This window comes from Roseivivax marinus, assembly GCF_900109705.1.
Classification (GTDB): Bacteria; Pseudomonadota; Alphaproteobacteria; order Rhodobacterales; family Rhodobacteraceae; genus Roseivivax; species Roseivivax marinus.
Map to the genome: position 1 here is coordinate 17,576 of NZ_FOAI01000013.1, position 18,074 is coordinate 35,649.

Annotated in this window: 12 protein-coding genes, 1 tRNA gene and 1 pseudogene; 2 read left to right on the top strand and 12 right to left on the bottom strand. The window is 66.8% G+C overall.

All coding sequences use genetic code 11. From position 1 onward, the window contains the following. Positions 1–25: 25 nt before the first annotated feature. Positions 26–100 (top strand) — tRNA-Phe (locus BMX29_RS14955). A gap of 252 nt (positions 101–352) precedes the next feature. On the opposite strand, the gene BMX29_RS14960 is transcribed toward BMX29_RS14955, so the two are convergent. Continuing rightward, positions 353–2,791: a calcium-binding protein gene (locus BMX29_RS14960; RefSeq protein WP_092814319.1), complete on the bottom strand. Its 2,439-nt coding sequence runs from the start codon at positions 2,789–2,791 to the stop codon at positions 353–355. 1,242 nt (positions 2,792–4,033) lie between these two features. On the opposite strand from BMX29_RS14960, the gene BMX29_RS14965 reads away from it, so the two are divergent. Then, positions 4,034–6,166, top strand: a complete 2,133-nt coding sequence (locus tag BMX29_RS14965) for a calcium-binding protein (protein ID WP_092814322.1) — start codon at positions 4,034–4,036, stop codon at positions 6,164–6,166. A gap of 284 nt (positions 6,167–6,450) precedes the next feature. On the opposite strand, the gene BMX29_RS19660 is transcribed toward BMX29_RS14965, so the two are convergent. The 11 genes and pseudogenes from BMX29_RS19660 to BMX29_RS15020 form a co-directional block, all read right to left on the bottom strand. Then, a complete protein-coding gene (locus BMX29_RS19660; RefSeq protein ID WP_092814325.1) occupies positions 6,451–7,506 on the bottom strand; it encodes a calcium-binding protein in 1,056 nt (351 codons plus the stop codon). After that, a complete protein-coding gene (locus BMX29_RS14975; protein WP_139197049.1) occupies positions 7,415–8,476 on the bottom strand; it encodes a Calx-beta domain-containing protein in 1,062 nt (353 codons plus the stop codon). The genes BMX29_RS19660 and BMX29_RS14975 overlap by 92 nt, the downstream gene beginning before the upstream one ends. A gap of 9 nt (positions 8,477–8,485) precedes the next feature. Next, positions 8,486–9,526, bottom strand: a complete 1,041-nt coding sequence (locus BMX29_RS14980; RefSeq protein ID WP_092814331.1) for a Calx-beta domain-containing protein — start codon at positions 9,524–9,526, stop codon at positions 8,486–8,488. 227 nt (positions 9,527–9,753) lie between these two features. Then, positions 9,754–10,383 (bottom strand): annotated as a pseudogene (locus tag BMX29_RS19880) (Calx-beta domain-containing protein); the annotation flags it as partial. Positions 10,384–10,731: 348 nt separating this feature from the next. After that, a complete protein-coding gene (locus tag BMX29_RS14990; RefSeq protein WP_092814334.1) occupies positions 10,732–12,300 on the bottom strand; it encodes a GMC family oxidoreductase in 1,569 nt (522 codons plus the stop codon). 19 nt (positions 12,301–12,319) lie between these two features. After that, complete coding sequence (locus tag BMX29_RS14995) at positions 12,320–12,844, bottom strand: twin-arginine translocation pathway signal (protein WP_043842490.1); 525 nt, start codon at positions 12,842–12,844, stop codon at positions 12,320–12,322. Positions 12,845–12,909: 65 nt separating this feature from the next. Next, positions 12,910–13,305 (bottom strand): VOC family protein, encoded by a 396-nt coding sequence (locus tag BMX29_RS15000; RefSeq protein WP_043842488.1) that lies wholly within the window; start codon positions 13,303–13,305, stop codon positions 12,910–12,912. A gap of 98 nt (positions 13,306–13,403) precedes the next feature. Further along, positions 13,404–13,691, bottom strand: coding sequence for a ribbon-helix-helix domain-containing protein (locus BMX29_RS15005; protein ID WP_043842486.1), 288 nt, complete (start codon positions 13,689–13,691; stop codon positions 13,404–13,406). A gap of 156 nt (positions 13,692–13,847) precedes the next feature. Further along, positions 13,848–16,268, bottom strand: a complete 2,421-nt coding sequence (gene ligD / locus BMX29_RS15010; RefSeq protein WP_092814337.1) for a DNA ligase D — start codon at positions 16,266–16,268, stop codon at positions 13,848–13,850. Further along, on the bottom strand, positions 16,268–17,236 hold the full coding sequence (ku, locus tag BMX29_RS15015) for a non-homologous end joining protein Ku (RefSeq protein WP_092814340.1): 969 nt from the start codon (positions 17,234–17,236) through the stop codon (positions 16,268–16,270). Before ku ends, ligD begins: the two co-directional genes overlap by 1 nt. Positions 17,237–17,632: 396 nt before the next feature. Then, entirely contained in the window at positions 17,633–18,070 is a 438-nt protein-coding gene (locus BMX29_RS15020; RefSeq protein ID WP_092814343.1) for a DUF6691 family protein, read from the bottom strand. Positions 18,071–18,074: the final 4 nt, after the last annotated feature.

The window sequence follows — 18,074 nt, forward strand, 5'->3', positions numbered from 1 at the left end:
CCGAAGGGCCGCGCCCTTCCCCGGTGCCCGGGTAGCTCAGGGGTAGAGCAGTGGATTGAAAATCCTCGTGTCGGTGGTTCGATTCCGCCCCCGGGCACCATTTAATGACCATCATCATGTTGGGTCACGGCCTAAGCCCCGCCTTTCAGTGTGTCCGATCCAACGCCAGCGGGGCGACATGGACCGGGCAGCGGATCGTGGCGGCGCCTAGGCGTGATTTAGGGACGATGCCGCGTCTGTGCTGGCGTTCTTGGCGAGACCGTCGCCGCACGACAGACAGGACTCTCAAGCAAGATAGAAAAGGCCGCCCCGAATACCGGGACGGCCAGAAAGGCTCCGGAGCGGTGTGCGCTCAGAGGAAGTTGATATCGTCCAGCGACACGTCCGCTGCGGTAACACCCACGAGGACGATGGTCTGGCCGTCGTAGCTGAGCGCCGCCGACGCCTCGCCGTCGAAGGTGGTGTCCGCGATCTCCAGCGCCGCTAGCTTGCCCCCGAGGCCGGTACCGGGCGCGTTCTCCACGCCGACGAGCAGGAGTGAATCCAGCCCGTCCTCGAAGTCGCCGACCACATCCACGGCCCCGGCCTCGCCCGCGTTCCACACGAAGACGTCCGCACCCGTGCCGCCGAGCAGCACATCGTTGCCGTCACCGCCATTGATGGCGTCGGCGCCGGCGCCCCCGGTGACCACGTCGTCGCGACCGCCGCCGGCCAGGAAATCGTTGCCGGTGCCGCCGTTCACGGTGTCGTCGCCCTCTCCGCCGCCGATGGCGTCGTTGCCGTCGTCGCCAGAAAGCTCGTCCTGTCCGAAACCGCCGCCGAGGCTGTCGTTCCCGGCCCCGCCCGACACGGTGTCGAAGCCGAAGGACCCGCCGATGGTATCGGCGCCGGCACCGCCGGTGATGGCGTCGTCGCCGGGACCGCCGGCGATCACGTCGTCGCCGCCGTTGCCGAGAACGGTGTCGTCACCCTGCCCGCCGCCGAGCGTGTCGTCGCCCGGTCCGCCAAGGAGGCTGTCATTGCCGAGACCGCCGCCGATGAAGTCGTCGCCGGTCCCGCCATCGACCACATCGTTCCCGTCCGCGGCCGCGATGTTGTCGTTGCCGCCTCCGCCCAGCAGCGTGTCGTTGCCGGACTGGCCTAGGACGCCGTCGGCGCCCGCGCCCGCGTCGATGTCGTCGTTGCCGGCACCGCCCTCGACCCGGTCGTCGTTCTCGGTGCCGGTCAGAACGTCGTCACCAGCCGTGCCGGTCACCAGCTCGCCCGGGGTTCCGCCGGTGTCGCCGCCGCCCTGCGCCGCGATCAGTGCCTCGCCCGAGAAGCTCGCATCGGTGAACGCGAAGGTCTCGATGTCGATGAACAGGTCGTCGCCACGCGAGGAGGCGACGAGGATCCCGTCCTCGGTCTCTGTCGCGACCACTTCGGTGCTGGCGAAGCCGAAGATCGCAGTGTCGGTGCCCGAGCCACCGTCGAGGGTATCGTCGCCGAAGCCGCCTGCCAGCGTATCGTCACCATCCCGGCCCTGCAGCAGTTCGGACTCGGCGCCGCCGTAAATCACGTCGCCTTCGCGGCTGCCGCGGACGTACTCGATGCTGCTCAGGGTGTCGGTGAAGGCCACCCCGTCGTGGGTGCCCGACGCGGTCCCGGCGCCAAGGTCGATCTCCATCGCGCCTATGCCCGAGCGGTCGTAGCGCACACGGTCGAACCCGGCACCGCCGGACACGGTGTCGTCGCCGCCGAGCGGGATGAAGCTTTCGCGGAAGGCGCTACCGACGAGCGTGTCCGCCCCGGCCGTGGCCGCGATCTCGATCCGGCCGGTCTCGGCGCCGGAGACGTTGATCCGATCGGTGAAGCCGAAGCCGTCCTGCGCGACGCCGGTCGCGATGTTCACGTTGATCGGGCCGGCCTCCTCGCCCGAGCCTTCACGGGTGAAGAACAGCCGTGCGTTGTCGCCCGCGAGCGTGATGTTGTAGGTGTCGTTGCCGAAGCTCGATCCAAGCACCAGCCACTCGCCCGCCGAATGGACGGTGTCGAAGGTGTCATCGCCGTCGCTGCCGAAGATCGCGAGGCCGCCGTCGGCCGCACCGGTCGCCTCGACAAAGTTCACCAGCGTGTCGGTGCCGCTGTCCTTCTCGATGCTGCCGGTGCCGCGCGAGGTGTCCACGTTCACCGAGACCGGGCCGTCCACCTCGAAGTAGACAAGATCGTAGAAGGACTGCGAGGTGGCGCCTGCGAAGTCGTAGATGTCCGAGCCCTCGCTGCCGCGCAGCTCGTCCGCGCCGTCGTTGGCGCCCGGCGCGATGTCGTCGTCGCCCGCGCCGCCGGTCACCCGCTCGGAGAACTCCGAGCCGGTCACCACGACGGGGTCCGTCACCAGTTCCAGCACGTCGGCGATCTCGCGCATGTCGAGGCCGGTCACCGCGGTCGAAGCATCGACCCGCACCTCGTCGCCCTGCGAGAAGAGCACCGCCAGCGGGCCTGCTTCGTCACCCTCGATAATCGCGTCGAGCGCCGCGACGAAGTCGGTCAGCGGCCAGGAGATGTCGGTGAGCGTGGCGGTCTGCGTGCCGTCCGAGAAGAAAAGGATGTCGGAGATCGTGCCGTCCGTTGGCTCGCCGCTCGAGTCGGTCGCGAAGCCTGACCCGAGAAGAACCGTTTCGTCCTCTGTGTCCGGGTTGAGAAGGTCGATGCGTGTCGAGGTCTCATCGGTCACGTCAGGCGAGAAAGAGCCGTCCGTGACGAAGGCCTCTCCGAAGATCTCCTGCGTCGGTCCGAAGTAATTCAGTCTCATGTTCAAAACCCGGCATTACATACACATTTCACGCTCGCGGCGCGCAGTTTCGATGCGGATCCCGGAATATATGTCCAGAAATTTCCGTTCCCGCTGACGCGGAAGACGGTGAATAGCCCTCAGAATACATCCGAAAGGTGTCCATGGCGGTCATTGTTTCGCCCTAAGATTACGAAAGGGTTCTCGGAGGAGAGCTGAGCACCAGAAACCTCGGATCATCGTGGGATATGATCCGCGCTGGAGGGCTCTTCACGGGTAAGCGACGCCATCTCGATGTACCAAGTAACGGGACACGCTCAAGGCGTGGCTTATTCGCATGCATTCGGACTCAAGATCAAAACAGGGCACGATAGCACCGGTTGCTTAATCGCGTCTGGAAGATTGCGCTCACGCCAGCTTATAACTCTTACCAACAAGACCAAACAAACGCGTTCCCAGAATACGCAACACCCGAGATCCGAATGTGCCGCGGAAACTCAGGCCCTTCACATCCGGAATGCTTGCGCGCAAATAAAACATGCCTTGGTGAACAATAAATCGGTACGTCCGCCTTGCCGCGCGCGGGCTCCGTCCATGTCGGTTTGTTCGGTCAAATATCTCGGCGCGCCGCCCTCGGGTGGATGGCATTGGGACCGAGGGCCTGCGCCGACCACGGGTTACAAGGTGATACAGAGCCATTCGCGCCCACCTCATCTAGTAGCACCATACCCTAAGCGTCGCCGATATGGAACCTTGCGCGGTTGTCGCGAAGACGCAAGGGCAGTCGGGCGTCCCAGCAGCAGCACGCGGCCCACGCGCATCTGACCATTACCCCCCGGCCGAGAAAGTCGCGTGCAGCGTACCGTCAGGACAATCCCGAAAGCGATACCCATATCCAGCAAGCCGCGCGCGACCGATGTCCACATCTGGGTCCGAAACAGGGTATTGTTTGTTATACAATTAAATACTTCAGCGAAGAGTCACGAATTGAGTCGGAGAAACAAAATCTGGTGCTAACCTATCCAGAGTAGGTGGCCGAATCGAATTGCGCGTGGGGGCGCTTCGGTCGCCTCGAACCGAATTGGGTGCAAACAAACACCGTATGACGTGGCGACGCTCGGGGAAATCGTTTCCGGGCGAACGACAGTCTCGTGCGCGATACATTTGAGGATACCGGCACATATGCAGCTATGCCGGTCGCTCACGGGACATTTTGCGGCGGTGCGCATCCGAGGTGCACAAACGAATTGAGGAGATCTCCCCATGCCGACCCAGACCATCAGTGTCACACCGTATAACGGCTCGCTGCTCGCGCTCGATCTGCTGCAGGAGGGCGAAACAGTCCTGTTGACCTCTATCGGCGACGAGACGACCGCGACACTCGCCGACAACGACGGCACGCTGTCGCAGGATGATAACGGTGTCGCCACGCTCGACGGCGAGCCGATCACCTATATCGGCAGCGGCACGTTCGAGTTCGGGCTTCTCGGCATCGGTCTCGGCGGCCTGACCGGCGGTTCGAGCCGCGTGGTCGCCTTCCAGACGGACTCGGGCGAAGACGGGCAGATCTACTTCCACTTTCCCGACGGCCCGGGCGACGATCTCCTGTCCTTGGTCAGCGCGAACCTCAGCCTCGACGCCGACGCCGGGTTCCAGTTCTTCGAGAATCCCTACCTGGGCACACCGAACTCGGACGACTTCGTCGGGGATGCCTTCGACAACATCATGACCGGCGAAGGCGATGCGGACACGATCGCGGGCGGGTCCCGAGACGACACGATCTCGGGCGGCGGCGCGGCCGACGTTCTTTCCGGCGACGCCGGTGACGACGAGATCGATGGCGGCCTCGGCAACGACACCATCTCGGGTGGCACGGGCAACGACAGCATCGACGGCGGCGATGGCGACGACACCGTGGTGACCGGTGTGGCCTTCGCCGACGCGGGCGTCTCCGGCGACACGAGCGAGCTTGTGCTGAACACCTCCACCGGGAGCGACACCATCGCGGGCGTGGAGTTCTTCGAATTCACCGATGGGACCGTGACGGCCGGCGACCTGCTGGCCGGAACCGGGCCCGACAATGGTGACGACGGCACCGGCGGTGGTGACGATGGCACCGGTGGTGGCGACGATGGCACCGGCGGCGGTGACGACGGCACCGGTGGTGGCGACGATGGCGCCGGCGGCGGTGATGACGGCACTGGCGGTGGTGACGACGGTACCGGTGGTGGCGATGACCTCTCCGGCGGTGACGATGACGGCTCCGGCGGCGGGGACGACGGCACTGGCGGTGGCGATGACGGCACCGGCGGCGGCGATGACGGCACCGGAGGTGGCGATGACGGCACCGGCGGTGGCGGTGACGGTACCGGCGGCGGTGATGACGGCACCGGTGGTGGTGATGACGGCACAGGCGGCGGTGACGATGGCACCGGCGGTGGCGACGATCGCTCCGACGATGGGGACGACGACAGCACCGCACGAGAAAAAATCATCTCGGGCACGGCCGGCGGCGATATCCTGATCGGCACGCCGCAGGAGGATCGCATCGAGGGCTTCGGCGGCGACGACAGCATCCGCGGCCTGGAAAGCGATGACGGCATCCTTGGCGGGACCGGGAACGACACCATCGACGGCGAGGCCGGCAACGACAACATCGCGGCGGCAGATGGCGACGATGTCGTCATGGGCGGCAGCGGCGACGACGACATCGGCGGCGGCACCGGCAACGACAGGCTCGACGGCCAGGGTGGCGCAGACACGATCGGCGGCGGCGACGATGACGATACCATCGACGGGGGATCCGGCGACGACGTTCTGGCCGGCGGCGACGGCGACGACATCATCGAAGGCGGCACCGGCGACGATACCGCCGGCGGCTCGTTCGGAGATGACGTGGTCCGCGGCGGCGACGGTGCCGACAGCCTCGGCGGCGGCAGCGGGCGGGACCTGCTGAGCGGCGGCGAGGGCAACGACTCCCTCGGTGGTGGCATCGGGGACGACACGGTCTCCGGCGGCGCGGGTGACGACTTCGTCGCGGGCGGTGGCCGCAACGACGTGCTGCGCGGCGGCGCCGGGGAGGACACGCTGAACGGCGGCTCCGGCGAAGACCTGCTGACCGGTGGCGCCGATGCCGACGTGTTCCTCTGGAACGAGGGCGTCGCCGGCGAGGTCGACCGGATCACCGACTTCCAGGACGGGATCGACACGATCTTCCTCGTGGGCGTCGATAACCCGGCGGGCTCCGGTCTCGCGGGCAAGGTCGAGGCGCTGGACATCACGGATGTCAGCATCGGAGGCCAGCAGGCGGTCGAACTGACCTACCAGGGTCAGACGATCGAGGTGGTCGGAGTGACGGCGGCGGACCTCACGGTCGACGACTTCGACTTCCTCTGATCCGGGAAAAAAGACGGCGCGGCCTCACACCACCGTGCCGTCGCCTCCCGGACCCCTTGGCCTGCCCCCTCCCCCGGGGGCAGGCCTTTTTCAGGATGCGGCATATTGCACGCGAGCATGCAATCCGCACCGGCCCGGAGCCGTGAAGCTGCACGCTCGATGACGCCAGCAGGCCCTACGCAGCCCGGCGCCGACCGGCCCAGCCTCACTACCGGCGCAAGCGACGGCACTACCTCCCGACCAAGACACCCCGGCTGGCACCGCGGCCGGGGTATCGGGGGGCGTCAGAGGAACACGAAGTCCTCCACGCCGAGGTCCGCTGCGGAGACGCCGCGCACCTGGATGGTCTGGTCGAGATAGCTCATCTCCACCCCTGCCACGCCTCCCAGATCGGTATCGGTGATCGAGAGCGCATCGACCCTACCCTGCAGGCCCGTGCCCGGCGCGTTCTGGACGCCCGAGAGGCGGAAGGTGTCGACCCCGTCCTCGAAGTCGAGCACGAGGTCGACCGCCCCGGCCTCGGCGTCGGTCCACACGAAGACGTCGGCGCCCGCCCCGCCCTCGAGCGTGTCGTTGCCGTCGCCGCCATTGATGGTGTCGTTTCCGGCACCACCGCGCACCACGTCGTTGCGGCCGCCGCCGGCAAGGAAGTCGCTGCCGTTCTGACCGAGAACGGTGTCATCGCCCTCGCCGCCGCCGATCGAATCCGACCCACCGCCGCCCGAGATGCGGTCGGTTCCGGTCCCGCCGCCGAGGCTGTCGTTGCCGGCCTGGCCGTCCACGGTGTCCGAGCCGAAAGACGCGCCCATGGTGTCGTCGCCCGCGCCGCCGCACAGCAGGTCGTCACCGGGACCGCCGGCGGCCACGTCGTCACCGGTGCCGCCGTCAATCTCATCGTCGCCGAAGCCACCGCCGAGCGTGTCGTTGCCGTCGTCGCCGTTCAGGGTGTCGTTGCCCTCGCCGCCGCCGATGAAGTCGTTGCCAGTCCCGCCGGAAATGGAATCGTTGCCCGAGGAACCGGCGATGTTGTCGTCGCCGCCACCGCCGAGCAGGACGTCGTTGCCGCCCTCGCCGAGAACGCCGTCGTCCCCACCCAGACCCTGCAAGGTGTCATTGCCCTCGCCGCCTTCGATCCGGTCGTCCAGCGCACCGCCGACGATGGAGTCATTGCCCGATGTAGGTGGTGCGACATCGATGGTGCCGGTCTCTGCCGTCACCGCTTCGGCTCCGCCGAGACCGTCGATGAAGCTAACCTCGGCCGAGACGCGCCGTCCGATATCCGACTGGCCGAGCGTGTAGCTGCTGCCGGTCGCGCCCGCGATATCCGTCCCGTCCCGCATCCACTGGTAGGAGAAGGGCCCGAGTCCGTTCGGGTCGCTCAGGTCGCTGGTGTCGAGCGTCAGCGTCTGGCCGTCGCGCTCGGTCCCGACGATCCGCAGTTCGCCGGTAGGCGGCAACTGCAGCTCGGCGTCGTAGATCGTCGCCTCGCCCCGGACTCCAGCCCCCGAACTCGCGAGAGTGGACGGAAGGCCCGACAGGGACAGCGAGAAAGCTTCGACCTCCTCGTTGGCGACACCAGCCAAGGACCGGCACCACGACAGCCGCTTCGGTCTGCCCGGGACGGAAGGTGATCGAACCCGACGTCGCGGTGAAATCGCTACCCGCCGTCGCGGTCCCGGCCACGGTTTCGTAGTTGATCGTGGTCGCCGTCTCGAAGGGGCGCGACAACCTGATCTCGAAGACTGCGCCGGTGCTGCCCGAGGTCGGCTCCTCGACGTCGACGTTCGAGACGACGATCGCGCGGTTCAGACCGACCCCGTCGTCGTCGAGAATGAAGACCGCCTTCTGCAAGGTGGGCGCTCCGCCGGCCAGCACGGCGCCCGAAGGCTCGTAGAGCTCGAGCGCCACGGACTCGTCGGCCTCGTCGTCCCCATCCCGGTTTGCGCGGATACTGATGGTCTTGGAGGTTTCGCCCGGCGCGAAGGTCAGCTCGCCCACGGTCGAGGGGAAGTCGGTGTCGACCGTGGCCGAGCGGCCGATCGTGCGGTAGGACACCGTGACTTCGTCGTCGGCCGGCTCGGACAGCGTCACCACCCAGTCGAGCATGCCCCCGAAGCCGTAATTCTCCTGGGCATCGCTTCCACGCAGCGACAGGGTCGGCAGACCGTCCTTGCCGTCGTTGTCGACGATCGTCGCGCGGGCAACCGATCCCCGACCGCCATCGCCCAGCGCCGAGGTCGGCGTGACCACGAGCGAGAAGAACTTGGTGACCTCCGACGCGGTATCGCCGTTCACCGGCACGTCTACCACCGCCTGTGTCTAGCCCGGTTCGAAGGTCAGCGTTCCCGACCGGGCGGCGTAGTCCTGCCCAGCCACCGCGCTTTCGTTGCGGGTGGCGTAGTCGAAGTTCAGCGTGGCGGTCGAGGGTCGCGACAGCGTCACCTCGAAACGCGCGATCTGTGCGCCGCTGTCGCCCTCGATCACCACCGGCTCGGTCACGAACAGCGCCCGGTCGAGGCCGACACCGTCATCGTCCAGGATGATGCCGGTCTCGCGCAGTACGGGCTTGCCGCCCTCGAACGTCGCGTTCTCGACATCGAAGAACTCGAGGAAGAAGGCTTCGTCGTCCTCGTCCGCGCCGTCCCGCGCCGCGCGGAATACGATTTCCTTGACCGTTTCACCTGGGGCGAAGGTCAGGGTGCCGAGTGTGCGGGTGTAATCGACCTCGCTCGTCGCGGTGGCCGGGAGGGTCCGGTAATCGACCGTGACCGCTTCGGTCGAGGTCTGGGACAGGCGCGCAGTAAAGCTGAGGTTCCCGCCGAAGCCGATGTTCTCGCCGATCTTGGTCGGCTCGACCGTCAGCGTGGGTTGTGCGCCACCGGTGTCGTCATCGAGGATCAGGGCGGTGCCGACGGCGCCGAGCCCGCCGTCCGCCAGAGCGGATGTGGGCGTGACCACCAGGTTGAAGGCCTCGGACATCTCGGACGCGGTGTCGCCGGACACCCGCACCGGCACGACCGCCGTGGTCTGACCCGGCGCGAACGTGACCGTGCCCGACGTGGCGGTGTAGTCCTGGCCCGCCCTGGCGCCTGCGTTCTGCGTCTCGTAATCGAAGCTGATCGGGGTGGTCTGCGGACGCGAGATCGAGATCTCGAACAGCACGGTGGAGGTGCCGCTGTCGCCCTCCAGGACGGTATGGGAGGACACCGAGAGCCCGAGATTGTTGCCCGCGCCGTCATCGTCGAGGACGAAGGCGGTGGTCCGCAGCGAATGGCCACCCCCGGCCAGTACGCCGCCCGTCGCATCGAACAGCTCGAACTGCAGCGCCTCGTCCGCTTCGTCGGCGCCGTCGCGCTGCACGCGGATGCCTTTTCCGCGGTGCCGGGCACGGTCCGGTAGTCCACCGTCACCGCGTCGTTCGATGGCTCGGACAGGCGCACGGTGAACACAAGCTCGCCGCCGAACCCGATATTCTCGCCGACGGATTGTCCCTCGAGCGTGATCGTCGGCGCGCCGGTGTCGTCGTCGAGGATGGTTGCAATGCCGGTCGCCCCGATGCCGCCGTCCGCGATGGTGCCGTCGGTTTCGACCACGAGGCGAAACTGCTCGCTGGTCTCGACGGCGGTATCTCCGCTGACGTCGATCCGGATTTGGCGCGTGGTCTCGCCCGCGGCGAACCGCACCTGGCCGGAATTGGCGGTGTAATCCGATCCGGCCGTCGCGCTGGCATTCTCGGTACGCCAGTCGAACAGCTTGGTCGCGCCGTAGGGCTCGGAAATGGTCACGTCGAACACGGCCTGCCGTGTGCCGCCATCCCCCTCGACGATGACCGGCGACGACACGAAGAGCGCCCGGTCGTTGCCGGTGCCGTCGTCGTCCAGAATGAAGTTCGTGACCTTCAGGGTCTCGGAATTGCCGGAAAGAGTCGCGCCCACCGGGTCGTAGAACTCCATGACCACCGACTCGTCCGGCTCTTCGATGCCGTCGCGTGTCGCGCGCACCTCGATGGTCTGGGACAGGACGCCGGGGGCAAAGGTCACCGTGCCCTTGGCATCAGCGATATCGCGCTGCGCGTCCGCCGTTCCGGCCAAGAGCCTGTAATCTACGGTGATGGCATCCGTTCCGGCCTCGGAGAGGGACACATCGAAACGAAGGAGCCCGCCGAACCCGGTATTCTCGACGGCAGACGTGGGCGTGACGGAAATGACGCTGGCCATAAAAATCTCCGCGAAACAATAAATGAAAAGTTAACGAATTATTGAGGCCACGGAGCCAAAGTCAGTTCAAGGGTCAAAGAAGCTCCGCAATCTTGCCTTTTTGACGCTGGGTAAGGTCGGACGCGTGACTTCGATCACGGTTTCAACGGACTGGGGCAATCTCTTCGCGCAGAGTGGCGCCCGAAAATTCTTCAAACCTGTCAGTTCGTACCGGTCGGCCGGCGCCCGGCTCGGCCGATCGGGGCGATTTTCGACGGCAAATCGCTTCACTCAGAACCGGCACGCGGGATGCAGAAAACCCCGCCGGTGTCCCGGCGGGGCGTGGTGTACGGGGCTGCTGCGACCGCGTCACAGGTTGCCGCGGTTGAGCTCCCCGGCGATGTGCTCGGCCTGCCGGATCGCCAGCGCGACGATCGTCAGGGTCGGGTTCTCGGCGGCGCCCGTCGTGAACTGCGAGCCGTCCGAGACGTATAGGTTCGGCACGTCGTGGGCGCGGCCATTGGCGTTCACAACTCCGTCCTCGGGCCGCTCGGACATGCGGTTGGTGCCGAGGTTGTGGGTCGAAGGATAGGGCGGCGTCGGCATCGTCCGCGTGGCGCCCATCGCGTCGTAGATCGCCATGCCCTGCTGGTAGGCGTGATTGCGCATGGCGGTGTCGTTGGGGTGGTCGGTGAAGTTCACGTTGGCGACCTTCAGGCCGAAGCCGTCCTCGGCATCCGACAGGGTGACGCGGTTGGCCTCCTGCGGCATGTCCTCGCCCACGATCCACATGCCGGCCATGTTCTCGTAGGAATCGAGCGCCGTGGTGAACGACCGCCCCCACGAGCCCGGATCGAGGAACGCCGCCATGAACGGCAGGCCCAGCGACAGGGTCTCGAGCTCGTAGCCGCCGACGAAACCGCGCGACGGATCGTGCTTGGCTTCGTCCTGGATGATCCCGGCCATGGTGGTGCCGCGATACATGTGCACCGGCTGTTCGAAGATGCCGTAGACCGACCCGGTGGTGTGACGCATGTAGTTGCGGCCCACCTGCCCCGAGGAGTTCGCGAGACCGTCGGGGAACATGGACGAGCTGGAGTTCAGCAGGAGCCGCGGGCTTTCGAACGAGTTGCCGGCCACGCAGACCACGCGGGCCTTCTGCATCTGCAGGTCGCCGTTCTCGTCGAAATACTCCACACCGGTCACCCGGCCCGCGTCGTCGTGCAGGATGCGCGCGGCATGGGCCTTGGTGCGAACCTCGAGATTGCCCGTGGCCTCGCCGGCGGGGATGTCGGTGTAGGCCGCCGACCACTTGGCCCCCCACTTGCAGCCCTGGAAACAGAAGCCGGTCTGCTGGCAGGCCATCCGTCCGTCCCGCTCGACCGAGTTGATCGCCATGCGGCCGGTATGGACCTCCTTGTAGCCGATCTTCTTCGCGCCGGCTTCGAACACCTTGTAGTTGTTGCTTCCAGGCAGTCCGGGAATGTCGTTGGTGCGGGTCACGCCCAGCTTCTTCTCGGCGCGGTCGTAGAAGGGCGCCATCTCGGTGCCGTCTATCGGCCAGTCGAGCAGGTTCGCGCCCTCGACCTCGCCATAGGTCGTGCGGGCCTTCCACTCATGGTCCTGAAAGCGCAGCGATGCGCCGGCCCAGTGGGTGGACGTGCCGCCCACCGCCTTCACGATCCACGCGGGCAGGTTCGGGAAGTCCTCGCTCACCCGCCATTCGCCGGAGGTGGTGCGGGTGTCGGTCCAGGCCAACTGGCCGAAGCTGTCCCACTCGTCGTTGATGTAGTCCTCGGGCAGGTAGCGCCCGCCTGCCTCCAGCGCGACCACCGAGATGCCTTTCTGGGCAAGCTCGTTGGCCAGGACGCCGCCGCCGGCGCCGGTGCCGATGATGACGACGACGCTGTCGTCGTTCATGTCGAAAGGTGCAGCCATTGTTCGGTCCTCCCCTGCCTCAGATCCACGAGATGTCGTCGAAGCCGCGGTAGAGATAACCGCCCTTCGAGTACGACTCGCCCTCGTAGCCGAAGATCGGCCACACCTCTTTCTGGTTGTAGAGGCCGGTCACGAGGCCACCGCGGATGCGCTGGAAGAAGTCCGTCCCCTCGATCTCGCGCAGGATGGCGACGCGGTCGTCTTCCCAGCCGGCGTCGAGATACGTGCCGAAGCCTTTCTGCGACGCGGTGTCGTTCAGCATGTCGATCCCCGCCTGCACGAAGTCGACCTCCTGCGGGACGTCGTAGCCTTTGACGGCGGCCGCGTAATACTGGTCGCCGACCTTGTCGTGGGGGTAGATGTCGCGCGCCATCTGGATCAGCGTCGCCATCGTTTCGGGCTTGAGCGCGTCCATCTCGGTCGCCCAGGCCGCGTCCCGGCCGGCCACGAAGCCCGTGCCGATCACGAAGCTCGCCCCCGCCGCGGCACCGCGCGTCAGAAGCTGGCGCCGGGTCAGCGCCTTCAGAGACATGGTCTCCGTCATGGGGTCCTCCTCCCTATTTTGTGCGCCCGGATCGCGGCTCCGGACGGGCCGTCGTCAAAGTCGTGTCACTTGAAGCGCCCGCTCCTCTCGAGCACCTCGATCTCGTAGCCGTCAGGGTCGGCCACGAAGAAGAAGCGGCCCACGAGCTTCCCGTCGGGCGCGAATTCCACGAGCTTGCGGGGGGACAGGCCCTCGGCCTCGAACCGGGCATGTTCGGCGTCGAGGTCCTCGACCGAAACGGCAAGGTGGCCGTAGCCGTCGCCCAGGTCGTAGGGCTCGGTCCGGCCCTTGTTGACCGTGAACTCAACTTCGAAGTCGGACTCCGCGTTCGACATGTAGACGAGCGTGAAGTTCTCGAAGTCGAGCCGGTCCGCGATTTCGAGCCCGAAGGCCTTGCGGTAGAACTCGACCGAGCGGTCCTCGTCCAGGACCCGGATCATGCTGTGGATGGCCTTGGCCATGCGCCCTCCTGTGAGTTGTGTCGCTCACAGGATACGCCGGGACGGGGCGGTCGCGGGTAGTAGCGCGATACTACACCGTCATCGCCAAAGGTCGTAGATCACTCGGCCGCCATCAGCGGCTCGGGCGCGCGCTGGCCGAGATAGATCAGGCAGGTGGTGCGCAGCAGGGACGAGAAGTTCTCGGGCTCACCCTTGAGGGTAAGCACCTCGTCGTGCAGCGTGGACAGGAAGGCCGGCGTCGACACGCCCTCACCCGCAGCAATCTCGTCAAGCGTGGCCCAGAAGGCGTTCTCGAGCCGGATGCTGGTGCTGAGGCCGTTGAGGCGCAGCCGCCGCGTGGTCGAGCTGTAGCGGTCGGGGTCCTGTCCTGCGAAGACCTGGCACATATCGATCCCTCCCTTGGGGCCGCGTCGCCTGAACGGGCCGATCATCGATTTGCTGGGTCGCACGATCATGGCACCGCCGCCCGAAGCTGTCAAAGCGCGAGCGGCCCGGTCGCCGGAACGTGAGGCGGCGTCCGACGCGACGGACGGTGCGGTCCGTCAGTCGTCCCGGGCCTTTTCGAGCGCCTGTTCGAGCCGCTCCACCCGGTCCTCCGAGATGCCCACGGCGGCCGGGATGTCTGCCACGCTCCAGTCCCGTTCGCGCGCGGAGGAAATGTCGAAGGCCTGCGCGCTATCGAGGCGCGCCAGCTCCTTCCACGACACCGGCACCGCGACCGGCGCACCGGGCCGCGCGCGCAGAGAGAACGGCGCGATGGCGGTCGCGCCGCGTTCGTTGCGCAACCAGTCGATGAAGATGCGGCCCTTGCGCTTTGCCTTGGACATCTGCGCCACGTAGCGGTCCGGAGCGCGGGTCGCCATCAGGGTCGCCACGAGCCGCGAGAACAGCTTGACCGTATCCCACCCGGCGCTGCGCCTGAGCGGCACGACGACATGTACGCCCTTGCCCCCGGTCAGAAGCGGCCACGACGGCAGGCCGAGGTCGTCCAGAACCTCGCGCATCTCCGCCGCCGCGTCGCGCACCTCGTCGAAGCCCAACCCCTCGTCGGGGTCGAGATCGAAGACCATGCGATCGGGCCGCTCCAGCCGGTCTCGGCGGCTGCCCCAGATGTGCAGCTCCAATGCCCCCATCTGCGCCGCGCCGACGAGACCGGCAGCATCCATCACGTACATGTAGTCGGCGCGGTCGCCGTCGGATTCCTCGATCTCCATCCGCTCGATCGCGTAGGGGAAGCCCTTGCCCGCATGCTTCTGAAAGAACCGCTCACCCTCCAGACCTTCCGGCAGCCGCACCAGCGACAGCGGACGGTCGGCCGCCGTTTCGAGAATCCGGTCGGCCATGTCCTCGTAGTAGCGCGCGACGTCGAGCTTGGTGCAGCCCGCGCCGGGAAAGACCTCGCGGTCGGGCGACGAGACCGAGATCCCCGCCACGTCGATACGCTTGTCGCCATCGCTCATTCGATCCTCCTCCAGCCGGACACTGCCCGCCGGCTTGTCCTCGCGCCGGCCCTCGTGAACGGCGTGGCGCAGATGGCCGTCGTCGGTGCGCTCGGAATAGCTCACCTCCACCACGATGCGCGGGGTGACCCAGTGCACGCCCCGGGCCTCGCTGCGCGGCACCTCGGCCGGCGGGGTCTTGCGCGCGAGGGGGCGCATCGCGCTGGCATAGTCGTCCATCTGGTCGCCGTCGAAGCCGGTGCCGACCTTGCCCACGTAGCACCAGCCTTCGCCGTCGCGCGCGCCAAGGGCGAGGGACGCGAAGGGACGGCCCTTCTTGTCGCTCTCCTGCCAGCCCAGCACGACGAACTCGTCGCGGCGGGTGCACTTGATCTTGCGCCAGGCTTTCGTGCGGGTGCCGCGATAGGGAGCATCGGTGCGTTTGGCGACGAGACCCTCGCCCCCGGCCGCGCAGACCCGTTCAAGGACCTCGTCCGCGTCCTCCTCGATCACGGGGGATAGCTGAACCGGCCCGAGCAGCGGCACCGGGGCGAACATCTCCTCGAGAGCGTCGCGGCGTTCATGCAGCGGCTTGCCGGTCAGGTCGGTACCATCGCGCGAGAGCACGTCGAAACCGTAGAACCGGAACGGCCCGCCTGCCGAAAGCGCCTTCTGCAGGGAGGAAAAGCCGTCGAGGCCTGCCCCCGCCACGATCTCTCCGTCCAGCAGCGCGGAGCCGCAGTCGATCTCGGCGAAAGCGGGAAGCAGGCTCTCGAACCGGTCGGTCCAGTCCTTGCCGTTTCGGGTGAAGATGCGCGGGCCGCCCTGCCCCAGCGCCACCAGCGCGCGGTAGCCATCGAATTTCAGCTCGTGCCACCAGCCGTCGCCGTCCGGACTTTCGTCAACCAGAGTGGCGAGCTGCGGCTTCGACGATTTCGGACGGGCGCCCTCGTGCGCGTCGACCGCCTGGGCGTCCGAGGCGATCTCGCGCATGGTGCGTTGCGTCGCAACGCTACGCCGGTAGCGCCGCACCGGCTCGCGCGCGCCCGCGGCATCATCGTCGCTCTTGATGAGCAGCCAGTTTTCGCGCTTCTCTTTCGTTTTCATCCGCACGAGGTGCCAGTCGCCGGACAGGCGCGCCCCGTGAAGGCGCATCTCGAGATGCCCCTTCTTCAGCGCCTTCTCGACCGGGATCAGCGGTTCCCAGTGACCGATGTCCCACAACATCACGGTGCCTGCGCCGTAGTTGCCCTTGGGAATGGTCCCCTCGAAATCGACGTAGGACAGCGGGTGGTCCTCGGTGCGCACCGCCAGTCTCTTTTCCGAGGTTTGGAAGGACGGCCCCTTGGTGACTGCCCAGCTCAGCAACACGCCGTCCCATTCGAGACGCAGATCGAAATGCGTGGCCGTGGCGTCGTGCTTCTGGATCGAGTAACGCGGCGCGAGGTGGGCGGCGCCCCCGTCCCGCGGCTCGGGCGTCCGGTCGAAGTCGCGCTTCTCGATATAGCGGTAGAGCCGGTCCATTACGCGGATTTCTTGGTTCCACCCGAGGACGAGGAGCTTGACTTCGAGCCCGAGGATTTCGCCTTCGAGGACGACTTGGACCCGGACGATTTTGAACCCGACGACTTCGACCGAGACGACGACGACCCGGAGGACTTGGAGCCCGAGGAACTCCGCTTGCGCCCTGACTTGCCGTCGGAGTCGAGGCTTTTCTTCAGCGCCGACATCAGGTCGACCACGTTGTCGTCGCCTTTCGCGCCGCCGCTGTCGTCACCGCCGGTCCTGGCGCGGGGCGACTTGCGGTCCTTGCGCTTGGTGTCGATCAATTCGCGCAGCGCCTGATCGTAGCGATCCTCGAAGGCCTCCGGGTCGAACGTATCGCTCTTGCGCTCGATCAGCTCTGTCGCAACGTCGAGAAGCTCGTCGTCTGCGGCGTCATCCTCGATGTCAGAGAACAGCGGATCGGCCTCTCGGATCTCGTCCGCGTAATGCAGCGTCTCCAGCAGGATGCCGTCCCCACAGGGCCGAAGCGCGCAGAGGTATTCTTTGCCCCGCATGGTCAGTTGGCCGAGCCCGACCTTCTTCGTCTGCCGCAGCGCATCGCGCACGACGCGGTAGGCGTCCTCGGCCAAATCGTCGGTCGGTACCACATAGTACGGCTTGTCGTAGTAAAGCGGCGGGATTTCGTCCGTGCCGACGAACTGCACCAACTCCAACGTCTTCTTCGTCTCGAGCTTGATCGCGTCGATCTCGTCAGGCTCCAGCAGCAGGTATTCGTCGTCGCCCAGCTCGTAGCCCTTGAGAATGTCGTCCGCCTTGACCGGGCCGACGCCGGGCACGGTCTTTTCGTAGCGCACCCTCTTGCCCGAGGGGCCGTGAATCTGCCGGAACCGCACCCGCGCCCCGCTGCGGGTCGCGGAATGGATTTCGACCGGAATTGAGACGAGCGAAAGGCGGATTTGCCCTTTCCAGACGGCACGCGAAGCCATGACGGTCCTCCTGAAGTCAAAGGATCAACGCAGATTGCCGGGAAACGGTTGCGCGGGCCCGCGCGAGGTGGAGGACCACGAGCGACACCCCCGATGCGAAAAAAGCTGACCCCACATCCAGAGCGGCATTCCGAGACCACTGCGGTCAGGGCGTCCAGCACGGGAACTTCGTGTCGTAGGCGCCCCGGACCGTACGGGGCGGAACTGCTTGCTGATCACCGGCGCAGTTGGCCGATGCGCTTCGACTCCGGGACAGGTCGCCGCGAACGCGGCCCGTATCGCGCCCAGATCAGGGCCCCGGCGCAGCCTTCGAGACGCGCGCCCTTCGGGTCACGAAAAAGACGTCGCGGATAGCGGCTTGCGCGACGCCTCTGGGCGCAGCCGGGACCAGGTGGATCAGGCGGGCCGCGCCGAGCCGCGCAATCCGCCCGCGCTCAGCCACCCGCCAAGCCAGAGCCCCACGAGCATCGCCGGAATGAAGAGCAGCGTGCCCGGTGCCATCATCGGCAGCGCGGTCCACGCCGGTCCGGGGCAGAAGCCGCCGATCCCCCAACCGAGTCCGAACAGCGCGGCCCCGGTCAGGAGCTTGGCGTCGATGGTTCGGTTCGTCGGTATCTGGAAGCCCTCGGTCAGCACCGGCGCGGGGCGCTTCCACACCAGCCGGTAGCCGATATAGGTGGTCACCGTGGCGCCCCCCATGACGAAGGCGAGGCTCGGGTCCCACGTGCCGAACACGTCGAGGAAATTCAGAACCTTGGCCGGGTTCGACATGCCGGATATCACCAGCCCGAGGCCGAAGACGAGCCCGGCGGCGAAGCCTGCGATCAATTTCATGGCC